Annotated in this window: 19 protein-coding genes; 10 read left to right on the top strand and 9 right to left on the bottom strand. The window is 63.2% G+C overall.

The features are described 5' to 3' along the window. The first annotated feature begins 324 nt into the window (after nt 1-324). Genes M2267_RS15840 through M2267_RS15830 form a run of 3 tightly spaced genes read left to right on the top strand, consistent with a single transcriptional unit; the run spans nt 325 to nt 3,602 of the window. Nucleotides 325-768: a MarR family winged helix-turn-helix transcriptional regulator gene (locus M2267_RS15840; RefSeq protein WP_043611356.1), complete on the top strand. Its 444-nt coding sequence runs from the start codon at nt 325-327 to the stop codon at nt 766-768. 5 nt (nt 769-773) lie between these two features. Then, on the top strand, nt 774-2,486 hold the full coding sequence (locus M2267_RS15835; protein ID WP_429115352.1) for an MFS transporter: 1,713 nt from the start codon (nt 774-776) through the stop codon (nt 2,484-2,486). Nucleotides 2,487-2,504: 18 nt separating this feature from the next. Next, complete coding sequence (locus M2267_RS15830) at nt 2,505-3,602, top strand: HlyD family secretion protein (protein ID WP_429115349.1); 1,098 nt, start codon at nt 2,505-2,507, stop codon at nt 3,600-3,602. 106 nt (nt 3,603-3,708) lie between these two features. Here the strand turns inward: M2267_RS15830 and rplI are convergent, their stop codons facing one another. From rplI to M2267_RS15800, 6 genes are all read right to left on the bottom strand, one after another. Further along, the gene (gene rplI / locus M2267_RS15825; RefSeq protein WP_034803982.1) at nt 3,709-4,284 is read right to left on the bottom strand and encodes a 50S ribosomal protein L9; all 576 of its coding nucleotides are present in this window, start codon (nt 4,282-4,284) and stop codon (nt 3,709-3,711) included. Nucleotides 4,285-4,316: 32 nt separating this feature from the next. Then, nucleotides 4,317-5,270 (bottom strand): DUF2232 domain-containing protein, encoded by a 954-nt coding sequence (locus M2267_RS15820; protein ID WP_429115346.1) that lies wholly within the window; start codon nt 5,268-5,270, stop codon nt 4,317-4,319. A gap of 193 nt (nt 5,271-5,463) precedes the next feature. After that, a complete protein-coding gene (gene rpsR, locus M2267_RS15815; RefSeq protein WP_025426448.1) occupies nt 5,464-5,712 on the bottom strand; it encodes a 30S ribosomal protein S18 in 249 nt (82 codons plus the stop codon). Nucleotides 5,713-5,738: 26 nt separating this feature from the next. Beyond that, nucleotides 5,739-6,185: a 30S ribosomal protein S6 gene (rpsF, locus tag M2267_RS15810; RefSeq protein WP_034803973.1), complete on the bottom strand. Its 447-nt coding sequence runs from the start codon at nt 6,183-6,185 to the stop codon at nt 5,739-5,741. Between the two features lie 275 nt (nt 6,186-6,460). Then, the gene (locus tag M2267_RS15805; RefSeq protein WP_429115343.1) at nt 6,461-6,973 is read right to left on the bottom strand and encodes a ClbS/DfsB family four-helix bundle protein; all 513 of its coding nucleotides are present in this window, start codon (nt 6,971-6,973) and stop codon (nt 6,461-6,463) included. Nucleotides 6,974-6,992: 19 nt separating this feature from the next. After that, the gene (locus tag M2267_RS15800) at nt 6,993-8,036 is read right to left on the bottom strand and encodes an aldo/keto reductase (protein WP_402316276.1); all 1,044 of its coding nucleotides are present in this window, start codon (nt 8,034-8,036) and stop codon (nt 6,993-6,995) included. A 343-nt stretch (nt 8,037-8,379) separates the two neighbouring features. Between M2267_RS15800 and fabD the strand changes: the two genes are divergently transcribed. From fabD to gmk, 7 genes are all read left to right on the top strand, one after another. Beyond that, complete coding sequence (gene fabD, locus M2267_RS15795) at nt 8,380-9,324, top strand: ACP S-malonyltransferase (RefSeq protein WP_429115341.1); 945 nt, start codon at nt 8,380-8,382, stop codon at nt 9,322-9,324. A 39-nt stretch (nt 9,325-9,363) separates the two neighbouring features. Next, nucleotides 9,364-10,101, top strand: a complete 738-nt coding sequence (fabG, locus tag M2267_RS15790) for a 3-oxoacyl-[acyl-carrier-protein] reductase (RefSeq protein WP_043611367.1) — start codon at nt 9,364-9,366, stop codon at nt 10,099-10,101. A gap of 333 nt (nt 10,102-10,434) precedes the next feature. Further along, nucleotides 10,435-10,671 (top strand): acyl carrier protein, encoded by a 237-nt coding sequence (locus M2267_RS15785; RefSeq protein ID WP_003531676.1) that lies wholly within the window; start codon nt 10,435-10,437, stop codon nt 10,669-10,671. Nucleotides 10,672-10,893: 222 nt separating this feature from the next. Further along, the gene (gene fabF, locus M2267_RS15780; RefSeq protein WP_429115336.1) at nt 10,894-12,159 is read left to right on the top strand and encodes a beta-ketoacyl-ACP synthase II; all 1,266 of its coding nucleotides are present in this window, start codon (nt 10,894-10,896) and stop codon (nt 12,157-12,159) included. A 463-nt stretch (nt 12,160-12,622) separates the two neighbouring features. After that, entirely contained in the window at nt 12,623-13,822 is a 1,200-nt protein-coding gene (gene mltG, locus M2267_RS15775; RefSeq protein WP_043611372.1) for an endolytic transglycosylase MltG, read from the top strand. 135 nt (nt 13,823-13,957) lie between these two features. Further along, complete coding sequence (locus tag M2267_RS15770; RefSeq protein WP_043611489.1) at nt 13,958-14,845, top strand: YicC/YloC family endoribonuclease; 888 nt, start codon at nt 13,958-13,960, stop codon at nt 14,843-14,845. A 3-nt stretch (nt 14,846-14,848) separates the two neighbouring features. Beyond that, nucleotides 14,849-15,508 (top strand): guanylate kinase, encoded by a 660-nt coding sequence (gene gmk / locus M2267_RS15765; protein WP_034803935.1) that lies wholly within the window; start codon nt 14,849-14,851, stop codon nt 15,506-15,508. Between the two features lie 84 nt (nt 15,509-15,592). Here gmk and rsmA read toward each other — a convergent pair whose 3' ends face one another. Genes rsmA through M2267_RS15750 form a run of 3 tightly spaced genes read right to left on the bottom strand, consistent with a single transcriptional unit; the run spans nt 15,593 to nt 18,403 of the window. Further along, the gene (gene rsmA / locus M2267_RS15760; RefSeq protein WP_429115334.1) at nt 15,593-16,420 is read right to left on the bottom strand and encodes a 16S rRNA (adenine(1518)-N(6)/adenine(1519)-N(6))-dimethyltransferase RsmA; all 828 of its coding nucleotides are present in this window, start codon (nt 16,418-16,420) and stop codon (nt 15,593-15,595) included. Further along, on the bottom strand, nt 16,420-17,448 hold the full coding sequence (gene pdxA, locus M2267_RS15755) for a 4-hydroxythreonine-4-phosphate dehydrogenase PdxA (protein WP_429115332.1): 1,029 nt from the start codon (nt 17,446-17,448) through the stop codon (nt 16,420-16,422). Before pdxA ends, rsmA begins: the two co-directional genes overlap by 1 nt. A gap of 13 nt (nt 17,449-17,461) precedes the next feature. After that, nucleotides 17,462-18,403 (bottom strand): peptidylprolyl isomerase, encoded by a 942-nt coding sequence (locus M2267_RS15750; protein WP_429115330.1) that lies wholly within the window; start codon nt 18,401-18,403, stop codon nt 17,462-17,464. Nucleotides 18,404-18,536: the final 133 nt, after the last annotated feature.

Here is an 18,536-nt window from a genome sequence, read left to right as displayed (position 1 = left end):
CTCTGCCTCTGTCTGGTGTGGCACCGGTTTGCGTCTAAGCGCGGGCCGGGTCAAGTGCACGAGGGACACAGTCGCAGAGCGACGTCACCGCACCCGGCGCTGTTCCCGTTGTTCGACTGATCCACAGGCGGGGGTTCGCAAATGTGCGGATTATGCCGTCGTCACAAATTTGGTCGTTGACGCCGCGAATCACCCGAACCTTCCCGACAGGCCGAAGTGTAACGCCGTCCTCCTCTGCCTCAAATCCGCATCTTGAAAATCCACCGCATTTGGATTAGATAGAGGCAATATAATTAGCATGCTAGTAATATGGAAAAGATACCAATGTATCAGCCAACCGTGAACCGCGAACTGTTCGATGCCTTGTCACTGGTCAATCGCAAGCTGCGCGCCGTGTTCGATGCGCGGGTGAAGGAGAGGGGGCTGACGTTGTCGCGCGCCCGCGCGCTCTTTGCCCTGACGAAGAAGGACGGCCTGAACCAGCGGGAGCTCGCCGACGAGCTCGACATCGAGACCCCGACCCTGGTGCGCCTGCTCGACGGCATGGAGAAGCAGGGCTTCATCGAGCGGCGGGTGGAGGTCTCCGACCGCCGCGCCAAGCAGATCCATATGACCGAACTCGGCCGCACGGTTGCCGACGAGATCCTCAGGCTTGCCGATGAGATCCGGGCCGAAGTGCTGCAAGGCATCGACGCAGCCGAGCTTGCGGTGACGAAGCGGGTGATCCGGGCGATCGCCGACAATGTCCAGTCGCTGGCGCGGGAGTGACGGCGATGGGTGCAGGCGCGACGGCCGCCGCAAACGACAATCGCCTCGCCATCGAGCTTGAGGCTGCGGAGACCATCGACGAGGATCAACGCGGGGAAACCGCGATTGCGCCAGAACCGGCGCCAGCGCCCGTACCGGCCCCGGTCGAGAAAGGCCTGTTGCTTTCGGCGGTCTATGTCCTGGGCTCTGTGCTTTTGTTCCTGACGCAGGGGCTCGGCATGAACCTGGCGCTCGCCAACCTCACGCAGGTCCAGGGCTCGCTTTCGGCGACCGCCATCGAGGCCGGTTGGCTCTCGGCGGCCTACATGGCGCCGAATGTCAGCCTGTCGATTGCGCTGGTGAAGATCCGCGCCCAGTACGGGCTGCGCCGTTTTGCCGAAATCAGCATCGCCGGCTTCGTCGTCGTCTCGCTGATGAACGTCTTCGTTTCCGATCTGCATTCGGCGATCGTCGTGCGCTTCATCAGCGGCATTGCCGCCGCACCGATGTCGACGCTCGGTTTTCTCTACATGCTCGAAGCCTTTCCGCCGGCGCGCAAGCTGACCGTCGGTCTGGCGTTGGCGCTCACCTGCACGACGATTTCCGCGCCGGTCACCCGCCTGATCTCGCCGACCTTGATCGAATACGGCCAGTGGCACGCGCTCTACACGCTGGAAATGGCGCTGGCGCTGATCGCGCTGCCGATCATCTACCTGCTGCCGCTGACGCCGGTCCCGCATGCGAAGGTCATCCAGCGCATGGATATCCTGAGCTACCTGCTCGTCGCCGTCGCCTTCGGCTGCCTCGCCGTGGTCCTGACCATGGGGCGCCTCTATTGGTGGGGCGAGGCGCCATGGCTCGGTGTCTTGCTGATCGTCTCGATCACGACGCTGACGACCGCGGTGCTGATCGAGCTCCATCGCCCGGTACCGTTGATCGACGTGCGCTGGATCGCCTCCAAGGAGATCGTGCACTTTGCCGCCGTTCTCCTCATTTTCCGCCTGGTGGCCTCCGAACAATCGACGGTCGCGGCGAACTTCTACCAGCAGCTCGGTCTCCAGTTCGAGCAGGTCGCGACGCTCTATTGGATCATTCTTGCCGCGGCGATCGGTGGCGGCCTGCTTTGCGCCGCGCTGATGAACCCTCAGCATGCGGAGCGCGTGCATATCCTGGCGCTCGGCCTTCTGGCGACCGGCGCCTATATGGATAGCCAGGCGACCAGCCTCACGCGGCCGGAGCAGATGTATCTGAGCCAGGCGATGATTGCGTCTGGCACGGCGCTCTTCCTGCCCCCGGCGATGGCGCGCGGCTTCAAGGCGGCGCTCGCCAAGGGGCCGAGCTATATCCTGAGCTTCATCGTGATCTTCCTCTTCACCCAGAGCATCGGCAGCCTGATCGGCTCTGCCGCCTTCGGCACCTTCGTCACGATCCGCGAAAAGTTTCACTCCAACATTCTCGCCGAACAGATCGTGCTCTCGAACCCGCTGGTTGCCCAGCGCGTCAACCAGCTTTCCGCCGCCTACGCCAAGGTGATGGGCGACAAGACCCTGCTCGGCGGCGAGGGCACCGTGCTGTTGTCACAGCAGGTGACCCGCGAAGCTTACATCCTCGCCTACAACGACGCCTTCCTGCTTGCCTCGGCGGTCGCGCTCTTCGCGCTCGCCGGGCTGCTGCTGCACATCTTCTACAACTGGCTCAGGCAGAGATTGTCCGCGCCTGCGCCGATGCCGGCCACCTGATTGACAGAGTTGACGACCATGTTGAAATCCCTGCGCTCCCCCACGAGCATCATCGTTCTTCTCGCCGGCATTGCCGGTATCGCCCTCGTGCTCTACGCTTGGCGGCTGCCGCCGTTCCACAGTTCGGTCGAATCGACCGAGAACGCCTATGTGCGTGGCTTTGTCACGATCATGAGCCCACAGCTTGCGGGCTATGTCGCCGACGTTCCGGTGCACGACTACGAGACGGTCAAAGCCGGGCAACTGCTGGTGAAGATCGACGACCGCATCTATGCGCAGAAGGTGGCGCAGGCGGAAGCCACGCTTGCCGGTCAGAAGGCAGCCCTTGCCAATTCCTTCCAGCAGGAGCTTTCGGCCAAGGCTGGTATCGCCGCAAGCCAGGCGCAGATCGACAGCGCCAAGGCCGCCTTCAACCGGGCGCGTGCGACCTGGGACCGCATTCGCCCGCTTGCGGAAATGGGTGTTTCGACCCGCAGCGACGCCGATCAGGCGCGTGCGGGCTTCGAGCAGGCCGACGCTGCCGTGAGCCAGGCAGAAGCTGGGCTGGAAGTCTCGAAGCAGGCACTGGCGACGACGCTCGGCGCGCGTTCCGGACTGCAGGCCGCGGTGAGCGGGGCGGAAGCGGCCGTCGAACTCGCGCGTATCGATCTCGACAACACCCGCATCGTCGCGCCGCGGGACGGCCGGCTCGGTGAGATCGGCGCGCGGATCGGTCAATATGTGACGGCCGGCTCGCAACTCCTGGCGCTGGTGCCGAACGACGTCTGGGTGGTCGCCAATTTCAAGGAAACGCAGCTCGACGGCATGAAGGCGGGCCAACCCGTCACCATCGCGGTCGACGCCCTGCAGAGGAACGAGCTGACGGGGCATATCGAGCGGTTCTCGCCCGCCGCCGGTTCGGAGTTCAGCATCATCCGTCCGGACAACGCCACCGGCAACTTCACCAAGGTGGCCCAGCGCGTCGGCGTGCGCATCGCCGTCGATCCCGGCCAGCCGCTGGCGGAAATGCTCTCACCCGGTCTCTCGGTCGTCGTGCGCGTCGACAAGGATGCGCCGGTGCATGTTGCACCGGATCAGGCCAACAAGGGCGGCACGCCCGTTGCCGCTCACGGATAAGGGGCTGGACTTCTCGGAGGTCATTGCCAGAGCGGGCCGTGCAGCGGCCAAGAAAAAAGCCCGGATCGATGATCCGGGCTTTCGCGTGTTGAATGGCCTTTGAGGCTTATTCTTCTTCGCCTTCGAATTCGGCTTCCGGGTTGAAGAAGTCTTCCGGCTTCAGGGCGTCTTCGTCAACGCCGTAGATGGCGTCGGCCGAGGTCAGGCTTTCGCCCTTGGCCTGGCGACCGGCTTCTTCGGCCGAACGGGCAACGTTGACTTCAACCGAGATCTCGACTTCCGAGTGCAGGTGCAGCGTGACCTTGTGCAGGCCGATCGACTTGATCGGCTGGTTCAGGTCGACCTGGTTGCGGCCGACGTTGAAGCCTTCGGCAGCGAGCACTTCGATGATGTCGCGGGCAGCAACCGAACCGTAGAGCTGGCCGGTTTCGCCAGCCGAGCGAACGATGATGAACGACTTGCCGTCGAGCTTCTCGGCAACAGCCTGGGCTTCCGACTTGCGCTCGAGGTTACGAGCTTCGAGCGTCGAACGCTCAGCTTCGAAACGGGCCTTGTTGGCAGCGTTGGCGCGCAGCGCCTTGCCGAGCGGCAGGAGGTAGTTACGAGCAAAGCCGTCGCGAACCTTTACGGTTTCGCCCATCTGGCCGAGCTTGGCGATACGTTCGAGAAGAATGACTTCCATGTTGGTTTCCTTTCAGAGTTCCAGTTCGTTGGTCAGTTTTTTCCAACCGGCGTGACCGCGATGGTGCGTCGCGTATCGATCAGGCCGGACAGGAGGAAGAAGAATGCCGGGATCGTGAACACGAGCACCGACAGGTATGCGATCCACAGCACGGGAAGCCGCCAGGACTTGCCGCGCGTGCGGAAATGGAAGGAGGCGAAACCGGCAAGCAGGAAGCCCGCGCCGAATGTTCCGCAGATCAGCGCGCCGATCGTTGCGGGTGCGCCGCCGAGGAAGGTGAGGACCAGGCCGCCGAGAAAGATGAAGATCGCGTTGCGGTGCATGCGCAGCGTCGAAGGAATATCCTCGCGCGGGCGCAACGACCGGCCGGACATCTGCACGATGCGGGTGGCAAGGTAGTAGGCGGTAAACAGCATCAGCACCCAGATCGCGCCCTGGACGAGCGGCAAGGCGAGGGTGAAGAGCGACTTGATCTGGGCGATGGCGGCTGCATCGGGGTTATAGGCGCTGTCCTGCGCCTTCACCGCCTGAATGACGATATCGACCATGCGATCGGAGATATCGGCGCCATAGCCGACGATGACGCCGACGATGATCATGCCGACGGTCACCAGACCAGCGAGATGGCTCAGGATATCGGAAAGCGGATACCAGGCGAGCGCCTCGTCCGGACCGCCGAGTTCGGACGCCGGGCGGGCGAGATTGGCGAGGTGGCTCAGCCAACCGGCCGGGATCAGCGTGACGACGAGGATCAGCAGCGAGAAATAGGGCGAAACGAGAACGGCACCGGTGGCGCCGGCCGTGACGATCGCGGTGATCGCGGCGGCATTGCCCCAGCCGAGGCCGGCAATCAGGATCGGAAGGGCCGAGGCGGCGTAAAGGACGATCGCAAGAGACGACTGCGTATTCGCGCCCATCGACAAGAGGGCGGCGGTAAAGCCGGCGAGAACGCCGGTCAGCAGCGATGTCCTGTTCAAATTCGTCACGTTCGCTGTCCTGCTTCGTGCAGTTAGGGGATGGCCGAAGCCTTGTCCCCAGCATGGGATTTTGGCGCATCGCGCCGGTTCCGATCCGCGCCCATCGCGGAAGGGAGTGAAAGAGGCGCTCACCTTAGGGGAGCGCCTCTCCCAACACGTCGGGTTCCGTCGAGTCAGAAGACGGACGGACGGTCAGCCGTTCTTAGGAAACGACGTAGGGCAGCAGGCCGAGGAAGCGTGCACGCTTGATCGCCTGGGCGAGTTCGCGCTGCTTCTTCTGGGAAACGGCCGTGATGCGGGACGGAACGATCTTGCCGCGCTCGGAAATGTAGCGCTGCAGAAGACGGATGTCCTTGTAGTCGATCCGCGGAGCGTTTGCGCCCGAGAAGGGGCAGGTCTTGCGGCGACGGTGGAACGGGCGACGAACCGGAGCGGAAGAAACTTCAGCCATTGTCTTAATCTCCTAAAGTTTCTTGATTACGCGCGGTCTTCGCGCGGGCGGCGCGGGCGGTCTTCGCGGTCGCCACGGTCCGGACGCGGACCACGGTCGCCGAAGCCACGCTCCGGACGGTCGCCATCGCGGCGCGGACGGTCGTCACGGTCGCGCTTCTGCATCATGGCCGATGCGCCTTCCTCGTGCTTCTCGACGGCGATCGTCATGTAGCGCAGGATGTCTTCGTTGATGCGCATCTGACGCTCGATTTCGTGAACAGCCGCTGCCGGAGCGTCGATGTCCATGAGAACGTAGTGAGCCTTGCGGTTCTTCTTGATGCGGTAGGTGAGGGACTTCAGGCCCCAGTTCTCGACGCGACCGACCTTACCGCCGTTTGCTTCGAGCACGCCCTTGTACTGCTCGACGAGACCGTCGACCTGCTGCGGCGTGATGTCCTGGCGGGCCAGGAATACGTGTTCATAAAGAGCCATTGTGGCTTGCCTTTCTTGCGTTAATCAGCCCGGACCTCGGCGGCTAAGCCTCAACGACTGTTCTTAGGGGCTGACAGGCAGCCGGCAAGAAAGTGTTGTATCGAGACGGTCGAGAGCGGAGACACGGGAGGCCGGAATGACGTGCAATCCTAACGGCTCCCCTCGAGGAAGCCGGCCCTCCGTTCAGCCACCAGCCAGAAGACCGGGCATTTCGAACAGCGCGCTTATACGCATTTTTCCGCGGAAGGCAAGGCTTGCCACATCTTTTCCGCTTTTTACGTCGGCCCGTTCGCCTTCTTCCATGTGCGCAGGCGGCCGTGGGCATTGGCATAAGGAGAGGACGTGTTGAACTGGATCATGCGTCCGAGCGTGAATTTTCCGTACCATGGCCGCCCGTAGAGCGCCTGCTCGTCGCGATCCCTGATCCGTGCTTCGATCGCCTCCTTGCTTTGCTTCAGCCTGGCGACAAGCTCGCCCGGCGAAAGAGCCTGGAAGTCCGCATAGAATTTCTGCGCCAGCCGTCCGAGTTCGTTCCATTTATAGCCGGTCTCGGGGAAGTCGACCGGCTCGCCGCGCTGATCGCGATCGATCCATTTGATCACCAGTTCGCCCCAGCCGATGAGGTAGGCGACGAGATCGCCGACGCTCATCACGGTGCCCTTGGCGTGGCCCTCGAGCGAAGGTTCGCGGTAGCGCTGGTCAGGAACCCGTTCCAACTCGCGCATCAGCCTGGCGAACTGGAGGTCGATTGCCTCAAGCAGTTCGGCTTTCGTCTGGGGCACCGGCATCGGCGATCTGCTCTCACACTCAGATCGGCATCGGATAGATTCGGTGCAGACGCCGGATCCCGTTCACGACGTCCTGCGACAGCGTGAGATCGATGGCGCCGAGGTTGGTCTTCAACTGCTCCATCGACGTCGCGCCGATGATGACGGACGCCATGAACGGCCGCGCCAGGCAGAAGGCGATGGCCATCTGCGCCGGATCGAGGCCGTGCTCGCGTGCCAGTTTGACATAGCCTTCGACGGCCGGCTCCTGGTGCGGCGTGAAGCGGCCGCCGAGATCGCCGTTGATCGAGAGACGAGAGCCCTTCGGCTTCGCGCCGTCGAGATACTTGCCGCTCAAAAGGCCGGCGGCGAGCGGCGAATAGGCGAGTAGGCCTACATCCTCATGGTGCGACAGTTCCGCAAGGTCGAGGTCGTAGGTGCGGTAAAGCAGGTTGTACTCGTTCTGGATCGAAGCGACGCGCGGCAGGCCATGACGCTCAGCCATGTCGATGAATTTCATCGTGCCCCACGCCGTTTCGTTGGAGAGGCCGATGGCGCGCACCTTGCCGGCTTTTACGAGGTCGCCGAGCTTGTCGAGGATCGCCCGGAGGTCGCTCGCGACATGGTCCTTGTCCTGCTTGGACGGGTCGTAGGACCAGGCGTTGCGGAAATGATAGTGGCCGCGGTTCGGCCAATGAAGCTGATAGAGATCCACGTAGTCGGTCTTCAGCCGCTTGAGGCTGGCGTCGATCGCCTGATCGATGCCTTCGGGTGTCGTCGGGTTGCCATTGCGGATATAGGGGCGGCCGGGACCGGCAACCTTGGTCGCGACAACGACGTCATCCCGCCGGCCGCGCTTGGCCAGCCATTCGCCGATGAAGCGTTCCGTGTCACCGTAGGTCTCCGGCGACAGCGGGGTGGTCGGATAGAGTTCGGCGGTGTCGATGAAGTTGACGCCCTTGTCGAAGGCGTAGTCCAGTTGCTCATGCGCCTCGGCGATGGAGTTCTGCGAGCCCCAGGTCATGGTGCCCAGGCAGATTTCCGAAACCTTGATGCCGGTGCGGCCAAGCGTGTTGTAGCGCATCTAGATAAGTATCCTTGTGAAGGGCGAGCGCCGACCTGGGGAGGGAAGGGGCGCCGGCACCGGGAATGGAGCGGTCGCCTCAGCCCCAGTGGTTGGGGAAAGGGCAGAGCGACATCGGGCGGCAAACTTACGCCTTGATTGTTGAAGATCAAGGGCAAAAGGGCCTGTCGGCCGCGTCCCCGCCGCCCTCCAAGCTTGACTCGTCGGTAAGGAATGTGAATGGAGAGGAAACCGGAGATGTATGGTTTCTGCCTGCATCCCGCTCTAACTCATAAGAACCGATCACTAGGATTTCGTGTCGCGCTGACCCGAAATCCTAGTGATCTAGGGAAGGGACGATCCCATGAGCATTGCATTCACGTTTCCAGGCCAGGGCAGCCAGGCTGTCGGCATGGGCAAGGATCTGGCCGACGCTTTTCCGGAAGCGGCAGCCGTCTTTGCCGAAGTCGATGAAGCACTCGGCCAGAAACTGTCCGAGATCATGTGGAACGGCCCCGAGGAAACGCTGACGCTGACGGCGAACGCGCAGCCGGCGCTGATGGCCGTATCGATGGCCGTCATTCGCGTGCTCGAAGCCAGGGGCCTCGACCTCAAGTCCAAGGTTTCCTTCGTCGCCGGCCATTCGCTCGGCGAATACTCGGCGCTCTGTGCCGCCGGTACGTTCTCCATTGCCGACACGGCGCGCCTGCTGCGCATCCGCGGCAACGCCATGCAGGCGGCGGTTCCCGTCGGCAAGGGCGCGATGGCGGCGATCATCGGCCTCGAACATGCGGACGTCGAAGCCGTCTGCCGCGAAGCGTCGGCCCTCGGTTCCTGCCAGATCGCCAACGACAATGGCGGTGGCCAACTGGTGATCTCCGGCGAGAAGGCTGCCGTCGAGAAGGCCGCGGCACTCGCTTCCGAAAAGGGCGCCAAGCGCGCGCTGATGCTGCCAGTTTCGGCACCCTTCCATTCTGCCCTGATGGCGCCGGCTGCCGACGCGATGCGCGAGGCGCTGGCCAAGGTCGAAAAGCGCAATCCGGTGGTGCCCGTCATCGCCAACGTGCTTGCCGCCCCCGTCAGCGATGCCGAAGAGATCGCCCGTCTGCTGGTCGAGCAGGTCACCGGCCAGGTCCGCTGGCGCGAGACGGTCGAGTGGTTTGCCGCCAACAACGTCACGACGCTTTATGAACTCGGTTCCGGCAAGGTCCTGACCGGGCTTGCCCGCCGTATCGACAAGACCGTCAACGGTATCGCCGTCAATACGCCCGCCGATATCGACGCAGCACTCGCCGCCTTGCTCGCCTGAGCGAGCGCCTAGGCGCTCCAGTTATAAGGAATCAAAGAGATGTTTGATCTTTCCGGCCGCAAGGCTCTCGTTACCGGCGCATCCGGCGGTATCGGCGAAGAAATCGCCCGCATGCTGCACGCTCAGGGCGCCATCGTCGGCCTGCACGGCACCCGCGTCGAAAAGCTCGAAGCGCTTGCCAACGAACTTGGCGATCGCGTGCAGCTCTTCCCGGCAAACCTTTCCGACCGCGCCGAAGTCAAGGCGCTCGGCGAAAAGGCTGAAGCCGAACTCGGTGGCGTCGACATCCTCGTCAACAATGCCGGCATCACCAAGGACGGCCTCTTCGTGCGCATGAGCGACGAGGACTGGGATGCCGTTCTCGAAGTGAACCTGACGGCCGTATTCCGCCTGACGCGCGAACTCACCCATCCGATGATGCGTCGCCGTTTCGGCCGCATCGTCAACATCACCTCCATTGTTGGCGTCACCGGCAACCCTGGCCAGGCGAACTACTGCGCCTCCAAGGCCGGCATGATCGGCTTCTCCAAGTCGCTTGCCCAGGAAATCGCGACGCGCAACGTCACGGTCAACTGCGTGGCTCCGGGCTTCATCGAAAGCGCGATGACCGGCAAGCTCAATGACAAGCAGAAGGACGCGATCATGGGCGCGATCCCGATGAAGCGCATGGGCACCGGCGCCGAAATCGCTTCGGCGGTCGCTTACCTCGCTTCCAACGAAGCTGGTTATGTCACCGGCCAGACGATTCACGTCAATGGCGGCATGGCGATGATCTGATCCGGTTTCCGGGATGGGCCGCCCGCCGAGATTGTGCGGCGGGCGATCTTCAACGTCCCGGGATGCCGCCTGCCAAATGCCTGAAATTCAATGTTGAGCAAGCGAATGACAGGCATTTTCGGACTTTGCGACAGCGTTAAACCGTGTTAATCGGGCCATGACTGTTAGCAGTCGACCGGTCCCGCCAGGCGTCCGGCAGCCTTGGCTGCCTTGGGTTTGCCGCAGTTCCGGTTGGATGGATTGCCGGGTGGGCCGTCTTGGTCTATCAGGCTTACAGAAGAGTACCGGTGCCGGAATAGGCGCCTACAGAAACGAAGGTCGAGGAACTCCGACATGAGCGATATCGCAGAACGCGTAAAGAAAATTGTTATTGATCATCTTGGCGTCGACGCCGAAAAGGTCAGCGAAGGCGCAAGCTTCATCGACGACCTCGGCGCGGACTCGCTCGACACCGTCGAACTGGTCATGGCTTTCGAAGAAGAATTCGGCGTTGAAATCCCGGACGACGCTGCTGACTCGATCCTGACTGTCGGCGACGCCGTCAAGTTCATCGAAAAGGCCCAGGCCTAATATATTGAAGCGGCTTCGGCCGTGGACGGGCCGCCTAAAGCGGCCCGTTTCAGCCCAGGGAAGTGGGCTATCCCGCGCTGAGCGGGGATTTCGATCAGCAAGCGTTTTCCGCATTTCCCTCTGATCGTGAATAAGAACCTTAAAATGGATGCCCGGATCGGGTTCGTTACACGTGGTCCGATCCGGCTCTGAAACTGAAAAGATCAGGGTGGGTCGCGGACTATGAGACGTGTCGTTATCACCGGTACCGGCATGGTATCTCCCTTGGGTTGCGGAACTGAGGCGACGTGGGCGCGCCTGCTTGCCGGACAGAATGCCGCGCGCAAGGTGACCGAATTCGAGGTCGAGGACCTTCCCGCCAAGATCGCTTGCCGCATTCCCTTCGGCGACGGTCCGGACGCGACGTTCAACGCCGACGACTGGATGGAACCGAAGGAGCAGCGCAAGGTCGATGCCTTCATCGTCTATGCGATGGCGGCTGCCGACATGGCGCTCGCCGATGCCGGCTGGAAGCCGCAGACGGACGAGGACCAGATCGCGACCGGCGTGCTGATCGGTTCAGGCATCGGCGGCCTCGAGGGCATCGTCGAAGGCGGCTACACGCTGCGCGACAAGGGCCCCCGCCGCATCTCGCCGTTCTTCATTCCTGGCCGCCTCATCAACCTTGCCTCTGGCCAGGTGTCGATCCGCCACAAGCTGCGCGGCCCCAACCACTCTGTCGTCACCGCCTGTTCGACCGGCGCGCATGCGATCGGCGACGCGAGCCGTCTGATCGCGCTCGGTGATGCCGACGTCATGGTGGCCGGCGGCGCGGAATCGCCGATCTGCCGGATCTCGCTCGCCGGCTTTGCCGCCTGCAAGGCGCTGTCGACCCAGCACAACGACGATCCGCAGAAGGCCTCGCGCCCCTACGATATCGACCGCGACGGCTTCGTCATGGGCGAGGGCGCCGGCGTCGTCATCCTCGAAGAGCTCGAGCATGCCAAGGCGCGCGGCGCCAAGATCTATGCGGAAGTCGTCGGTTACGGCCTTTCGGGCGATGCCTTCCACATCACTGCCCCGTCGGAAGACGGCGACGGTGCCTATCGCTGCATGCAGATGGCGCTGAAGCGCGCCGGTCTGACGGCTGCCGATATCGACTACATCAACGCCCACGGCACCTCCACCATGGCCGACACGATCGAGCTTGGCGCCGTCGAGCGTCTGGTTGGCGAGCACGCGTCGAAGATCTCGATGTCCTCGACCAAGTCGGCCATTGGCCACCTGCTCGGCGCTGCCGGCGCGGTGGAAGCGATCTTCTCGGCGCTGGCGATCCGCGACAACATCGCGCCACCGACGCTGAACCTTGACAACCCATCGGTCGAGACGAAGATCGACCTCGTGCCGCATGTCGCACGCAAGCGTGAAATCAACGTGGCGCTCTCGAATTCCTTCGGTTTCGGCGGCACCAACGCTTCGTTGGTCCTGCGTCGCTACACCGGCGCCTGATCGCGCGCCCGGAGCGTCGCCTGAGCCAATCATTGCGCCGACCGCAGAAGGCGGCGCGATGATCCAGCTTTTGCCGTATTGCTCGCTACAAGCATGTGTTGGGAGGAGGCGCCGTCATGGAAGATGGCGCTCGCCGACCGCGATGTTCGCGCAAGGCATATCTGTCAGATTGCCATTCAGCCATTGCCTGGAACGACGGTTTGCCCGGTTTTTGCCGCGGGCCGAGGTTCCGGATTAAAGTGTCGGTCGTCCGCCGCGTTCCCTTGAACGGACGGTGATTCGACACATTTCTGTGGTTCTTCGGTGAGATTGCACCGGCCGCGGATTTTTGAGTAACTGCGGACGCCGGCCTTCTGGGCGGCACCGTTCTATAAATTTGACCTATGCCTGCCACGGTCCAGTCCGAAATTCGCACCGGAAGCAGGAAGAGAATGAGGCCGCGAATTTCGGGTTCGGGATAATCGTGAGCGACTCAAACGATAACGGCGCGGCGCAATTCGGCCGCAGTGAAAACGCGAGCAACGGACCGATCATTCCGAAATCGGCAAACGAAGCGCTGCGTCCGGAAAAGGTGCCGCAGCCGCCGAAACGATCGCGCAAAGCACGCAGCCAGGTCGTGATCTTCCTGAACTTCGTCATGACCGTCATCGTGTTTGCAGCGCTCGCCGCCGCCGGCACGGTCTATTATGCGATGCACCAGTACGAAAAGCCGGGCCCGCTGCAGGCGAACCAAAACTTCATCGTCCGCGGCGGCGCCGGCATGAGCGAGATCGCAAGCGGCCTTGAGCGCGGCAACATCATCACCGATGCGCGTGTTTTCCGTTTCGTCTCCGAAGCCTATCTCGACAACGAGACGCTGAAGGCCGGCGAATACGAGATCAAGGCAGGCTCGTCGATGCAGGAGGTCATGCAGCTCCTGAAGTCGGGCAAGTCGATCCTCTATTCCGTTTCCCTGCCCGAAGGCCTGACCGTCAAGCAGATGTTCCACAGGCTCGCCGATGATCCGGTGCTCGTCGGCGATCTGCCGTCGGAACTGCCGGCCGAAGGCTCGCTGATGCCTGACACCTACAAGTTCACGCGCGGCACCAAGCGCGGCGAGATCGTCCAGCAGATGGCCGCAGCCCAGAAGATCCTGGTCGGCCAGATCTGGGAGAAGCGCGATCCCGATCTGCCGGTTTCGACGGTGGAAGAACTTGTGACGCTTGCCTCGATCGTGGAGAAGGAAACCGGCCGCGCCGACGAGCGCCCGCGCGTCGCTTCGGTCTTCATCAACCGGCTCGACAAGGGCATGCGGCTGCAATCCGACCCGACGATCATCTATGGCATTTTCGGCGGTGACGGAAAGCCGGCGGACCGGCCGATTCTGAAGTCGGATATCGACAAGCAGACGCCGTACAACACCTATATCATCAAGGGCCTGCCGCCGACGCCGATCGCCAACCCTGGCCGTGCAGCACTGGAAGCGGTCGCCAATCCGTCACGCACGCCGGAGCTTTACTTCGTTGCCGACGGCACGGGCGGCCACGTCTTTGCCGAAACGCTCGACGAACACAATGCCAATGTCCGCCGCTGGCGCAAGGTTGAGGCGGAGCGGGCAGCCGAAGCGGCGAAGGCTGCGTCTGACGCCGGCACTGCTGAACCGGCAGCTACGCAGCCGCAATAGGCCGGCGCTCTCGCGGGCGGCAGCGCCGCCTAGCGATGCTTGCACTGTGGACGGACGAATCACGGCGCGGATATCCCTTGCGGGATGCCGCGCCGTCGCCTTATTGCTTCTGCTGAAACCGCAACGGAGGTGATGATGCCGCTCCAATCGATGACCGGCTTTGCCCGGAGAGAAGGCAGCAGCGGCCGCCGTCGTTGGGCCTGGGAGCTGCGCTCCGTCAACGGCAAGGGCCTGGATCTCAGGCTGCGCCTGCCGCAGGGGCTCGAGCGCTTCGAGCCCGAGGTGCGCAAGCTCGCAGCAGAGTATTTTTCCCGCGGCAATCTTCAGATCGGCCTCTCCGTCAGTGGCGGCGAGGCGGCCGTCGAGGCGGTGGTCAACCAGGCAGCCTTGACGGCGGTGCTGAACCTGCGCGGCCAGCTCGGTGATCTCGTCGATCCCGCGCCGCTCCGGTTCGACACGCTTCTCTCGATCCGCGGCATCGTCGACTTCCGCGAGCCGGAGGAGAGCGAAGAAGAGCGCTCGGCGCTCGACGCCGATATCCTGGCCGGGCTGGCGGGCGCGCTCGCCGATCTGCGCAAGATGCGAGAGGACGAGGGCGCGGCGCTCTGTCAGATCCTGCTGGCGCAGGTCGAGACGATCGAGCGGCTAACGGCGACGGTCGAGGCCGACCCGTCACGTAGCGCCGCGGCGATTGCCGACCGGCTGGCGCAGCAGGTGGCTCTGGTGATGGACAACGGCTCGTCGCTCGACCGGGACCGGCTCCATGCCGAAGTCGCTTTGCTCGCCACCAAGGCAGATCTTCGCGAGGAGATCGACCGGCTTGGCTCCCACATCGTTGCCGCCCGGGAGCTTCTGTCGAAGGGCGGCCCGGTCGGGCGCAAGCTCGATTTCCTCGCACAGGAATTTAACCGAGAATCAAATACGATCTGTTCCAAGTCGAACGCGGCCGCTGTGTCTGCGGCCGGCATCGAGTTGAAGGTCGTCATCGACCAGTTCCGCGAACAGGTCCAGAATCTGGAGTAAGGTATGAACCCGGCGACCCCTTCGCCCATCAAGATCGCCCGTCGTGGGCTGATGCTCGTTATTTCCTCGCCGTCGGGCGCAGGCAAGTCGACCATTGCGCGCAATCTCCTGGAAGCCGATCCGGAGATGAGCATTTCGGTCAGCGTGACGACGCGTCAGCGGCGCCCAAGCGAGATTGACGGACGGCACTATCACTTCAAGTCCATCCGCGAATTCGAGGCGCTGAGGTCCACAGACTCGCTGCTCGAATGGGCGGAGGTGCACGGCAATTTCTACGGCACGCCGCGCGACGCGGTGGAGGCGGCCATGGCCGCAGGCCGGGACATGCTGTTCGATATCGACTGGCAGGGCGCCCAGCAGCTTCAGGAAAAGATGGCGGGAGACGTCGTCTCGATCTTCATCCTGCCGCCGTCGATGGCCGAGTTGCAGTCGCGCCTGCATCGCCGGGCCGAAGACAGTGAAGAGGTGATTGCCACGCGCCTTGCCAATTCGCGCGCCGAGATCGAGCACTGGCGGGAGTATGACTACATCGTGCTCAACGACGACCTCGACCGCGCCTTTGCGTCCGTGCGGGCGATCGTCGAGGCCGAACGCCTGCGCCGCGACCGGCGTCCCGGCCTATTCGATTTCGTCAACGGGCTGCTGACCGAAAACCCGTTCTAAGGCTCAAAAAAGAAATGGCTCCGTGAGGAGCCATTTTTGATTCATGTCCGTTTGTAGCGCGCGCCTTGCGATCCACATGCCTGCTCAGAGGCAGTTTGCCAGCCGGCAGAATTCTTCCACCGAAAGTGTTTCGGCACGTCGCTGCGGGTCGATGTCGGCCTTGGCAAGTAAAGCTTCACCGCCGAGCGGCTTCAGACTCTGGCGCAGCATCTTGCGGCGTTGGCCGAAGGCTGCATGCGTCACCTTCTCGAGGGCTGCGACCGAGCAGGGGATCGGGTTTTCGACCGGCTCCAGATGGACCACGGACGACGTCACCTTCGGTGGTGGCGTAAAGGCCTGCGGCGGCACGTCGAACGCCATCCGTGCCTTCGTACGCCAACCGCAGAGCACACCGAGGCGGCCATAGTGGTCGTCATCAGCATCTGCGACGATCCTCAGGCCCACTTCGCGCTGGAACATCAGCGTCAGCGACTGCCAGAAGGGCGGCCAGCGATCGGGCAGCAACCAGTTGACGAGCAACTGCGTGCCGACATTGTAGGGCAGGTTGGCGATGATCTTGACCGGCCCATCGTCGGCAAGCGTCTCGAACGACGTCTTCAAAGCATCGCCTTCGATGACCTGCAGCCGATCGGGATAATGCGCGCCGATTTCGGCAAGTGCCGGCAGGCAGCGCGAGTCCCGCTCAATCGCAATGACCTTCTTGGCGCCGAGTGCGAGGATGGCGCGGGTGAGGCCGCCCGGTCCGGGGCCGACCTCGATGACCGTCACGCCTTCGAGCGAACCGGCGGTCCGCGCGATCTTCTGCGTCAGGTTGAGGTCGAGCAGGAAGTTCTGGCCGAGCGCCTTCTTGGCATCGAGGCCGTGACGCTGGATGACGTCGCGTAGCGGAGGAAGACCGTCAAGGGCGGCCATCAGCGGGTATCTCCTGGCATATTGGCCGCAAGCGATGCGGCAAGGTCGAGGGCCGCCCGAAGGCTGTCGTCGCGGGCGATGCCCTTGCCGGCAAGGCTGAAGGCCGTGCCGTGGTCGGGCGAGGTGCGGATGAAGGGAAGACCGAGCGTGACGTTGACGCTGTCGTCGAAGCCGAGCGCCTTGGCCGGGATCAGCGCCTGGTCGTGATACATGCAGATGGCAACGTCGTAGGTGGCGCGTGCGCGATCGTGGAACATCGTATCGGCCGGCAGCGGTCCAACGGCATCGATGCCTTCAGCGCGCAGCCGGTCGACGACCGGTCGGATCACGGCGTCGTCCTCGAGCCCAAGCGCACCGTTTTCGCCGGCATGCGGGTTCAGGCCGGCGATTGCGAGCCGCGGCTGCCGAAGTCCGAAGCGATTGCGAAGGTCTGCCGCAGTAATCGCACAGGTGCGATAGATGAGGTCCGGCGTCAGTTGCTCCGGCACGTCCTTCAAGGGGATATGGATGGTGACTGGAACGGAGCGCAGCTTCGGTCCGGCCAGCATCATCACCGGCAGCACCGGCTGTCCCGTCGCCTTTTCGGCAAGATCGGCGAGATACTCGGTATGGCCCGGAAAGCGGAAGCCGGCGTCATAGAGAACCGCCTTGGCGATCGGGTTCGTGACCACGGCCGACGCCTGACCGGCGTTCACCAGTCGCACGGCCGTGTCGATCGCACCGATGACGGCGCTGGCATTGGCCGTGTCAGGATCACCGGCCTTGACCGGGGCAGGGCAGGTAAGCGGCAGCACGGGCAACGCCGTATCGAAGAGGGAGCGCGCGCCGGCGCAATCGGTCTCGCGGATGGGCACTGTGTAGCCGAGCATCGAGGCGCGTGCGGCAAGAACCGCGGGGTCGCCGATGAAGAGGAAGGGGGCCGTCGCGCGGTCGCGGCGGCCGAGCCAGGCCGAAAGACTGATGTCCGGCCCGATACCGGCCGGGTCGCCCATGGTCAGGGCGAGGGGCCCGCCGGTTGTTTCGCGCATGGTTCCGTCGTGATTACTTGTTGACGATTTGCGCCTTCTTGCGCAGCTCCTCGAGGTACTTCTCGCTGTTCGGGTCTTCGCCACCGGCCTTCTTCTTGCCGATATCCTCGGCGCGGAAGACGATTTCGGCGGCCGTGTCGTCGTTGACCTCACGCTTCTTGCAGATCGCCAGGTACTCGACGCCCTTTTCCGTCACGCGGGTTCCGGTGGTGCCGTTCTCGCCGGCCTTCTCGATCAGCGGCTTCCATTCGTCAGGCAGCTGCTGGGCAAGCATGCGGCCGAGGCTGCGGATCGACACGTCGCGATAGTTGGCGGCAAACACCTTGGAGGTTTCGCAGCCGGGGAACTGAGCGCGCGAGGCGTTGGCTTCCGCCTGCCGCTTCGCGGTGATCGCGCCGCGCTTCTTCTCGGGAATAACGAAGATCACCTGCTGCAGGAAATACTCGGTGGTCACCGGCTTCTGTCCGCCGCCTGCCATCATGCGCTTGACGAGGTCGGCGCCCTGGAGGCGGTTAGAGCTGCCGTAACGGAAGTTGACCGCACGCGGCCAGCTCATCTGCACGGCGATGAATTGCTTGAAATGTTCGGCGCCGACGCCGGCCTGATCGAGGATCTTGCCGAGCTGCTCGGTCGAAAGCTTGTTGCCCGAGGCGAAGCGCGCATAGGCGGCATCGACTTCCTGGGTGCTGACGGACTGGCCGATGCGTGCGATCTCGGCCCGCTTGAGAACTTCGTCGACGAGCTGCTTCTTGGCTTCGTCGTTGCCGCCCTTCTGGCGCTGCAGGCGAAGGAAGGCCACGCGCTTGGCGATGTCGCCGGAGGTAATCACCGTGTTGTTGACCGTTACCTTGACCGTGCTCGCTGCTGCCTGAGCTCCGGAGCATACGGCAACGCTCAAGGTGCCGGCCAAAGCCAGCACCGACAGTGTCCTCAAGATCGACATTTTCCCGCCCATTATCTTTTCCTATATCCCGGACTATCACCGTCGACAGGCTTTGTCCGCCTGTCGGCCTTGCGCCGTTGCCTTATCTTGTCGGAGGGAATGCATAATACATGCGGCCAAACGATGACAAGACCGTTTGACCGTG

The sequence above is a fragment of the Ensifer sp. KUDG1 genome, assembly GCF_050434285.1.
GTDB lineage: Bacteria > Pseudomonadota > Alphaproteobacteria > Rhizobiales > Rhizobiaceae > Ensifer.
This window is presented reverse-complemented; position numbering and strand designations above follow the sequence as displayed.

Coding starts and splice junctions, on each gene's coding strand:
- fabG (WP_043611367.1), top strand. CDS start 9,364: ATGTTTGATCTTTCCGGCCGCAAGGCTCTCGTTACCGGCGCATCCGGC.
- M2267_RS15840 (WP_043611356.1), top strand. CDS start 325: ATGTATCAGCCAACCGTGAACCGCGAACTGTTCGATGCCTTGTCACTG.
- gmk (WP_034803935.1), top strand. CDS start 14,849: ATGAACCCGGCGACCCCTTCGCCCATCAAGATCGCCCGTCGTGGGCTG.
- pdxA (WP_429115332.1), bottom strand. CDS start 17,448: ATGCGCGAAACAACCGGCGGGCCCCTCGCCCTGACCATGGGCGACCCG.
- M2267_RS15830 (WP_429115349.1), top strand. CDS start 2,505: ATGTTGAAATCCCTGCGCTCCCCCACGAGCATCATCGTTCTTCTCGCC.
- M2267_RS15835 (WP_429115352.1), top strand. CDS start 774: ATGGGTGCAGGCGCGACGGCCGCCGCAAACGACAATCGCCTCGCCATC.
- rsmA (WP_429115334.1), bottom strand. CDS start 16,420: ATGGCCGCCCTTGACGGTCTTCCTCCGCTACGCGACGTCATCCAGCGT.
- rpsF (WP_034803973.1), bottom strand. CDS start 6,185: ATGGCTCTTTATGAACACGTATTCCTGGCCCGCCAGGACATCACGCCG.
- rpsR (WP_025426448.1), bottom strand. CDS start 5,712: ATGGCTGAAGTTTCTTCCGCTCCGGTTCGTCGCCCGTTCCACCGTCGC.
- fabF (WP_429115336.1), top strand. CDS start 10,894: ATGAGACGTGTCGTTATCACCGGTACCGGCATGGTATCTCCCTTGGGT.
- rplI (WP_034803982.1), bottom strand. CDS start 4,284: ATGGAAGTCATTCTTCTCGAACGTATCGCCAAGCTCGGCCAGATGGGC.
- M2267_RS15770 (WP_043611489.1), top strand. CDS start 13,958: ATGCCGCTCCAATCGATGACCGGCTTTGCCCGGAGAGAAGGCAGCAGC.
- M2267_RS15800 (WP_402316276.1), bottom strand. CDS start 8,036: ATGCGCTACAACACGCTTGGCCGCACCGGCATCAAGGTTTCGGAAATC.
- M2267_RS15785 (WP_003531676.1), top strand. CDS start 10,435: ATGAGCGATATCGCAGAACGCGTAAAGAAAATTGTTATTGATCATCTT.
- M2267_RS15750 (WP_429115330.1), bottom strand. CDS start 18,403: ATGGGCGGGAAAATGTCGATCTTGAGGACACTGTCGGTGCTGGCTTTG.
- M2267_RS15805 (WP_429115343.1), bottom strand. CDS start 6,973: ATGCCGGTGCCCCAGACGAAAGCCGAACTGCTTGAGGCAATCGACCTC.
- fabD (WP_429115341.1), top strand. CDS start 8,380: ATGAGCATTGCATTCACGTTTCCAGGCCAGGGCAGCCAGGCTGTCGGC.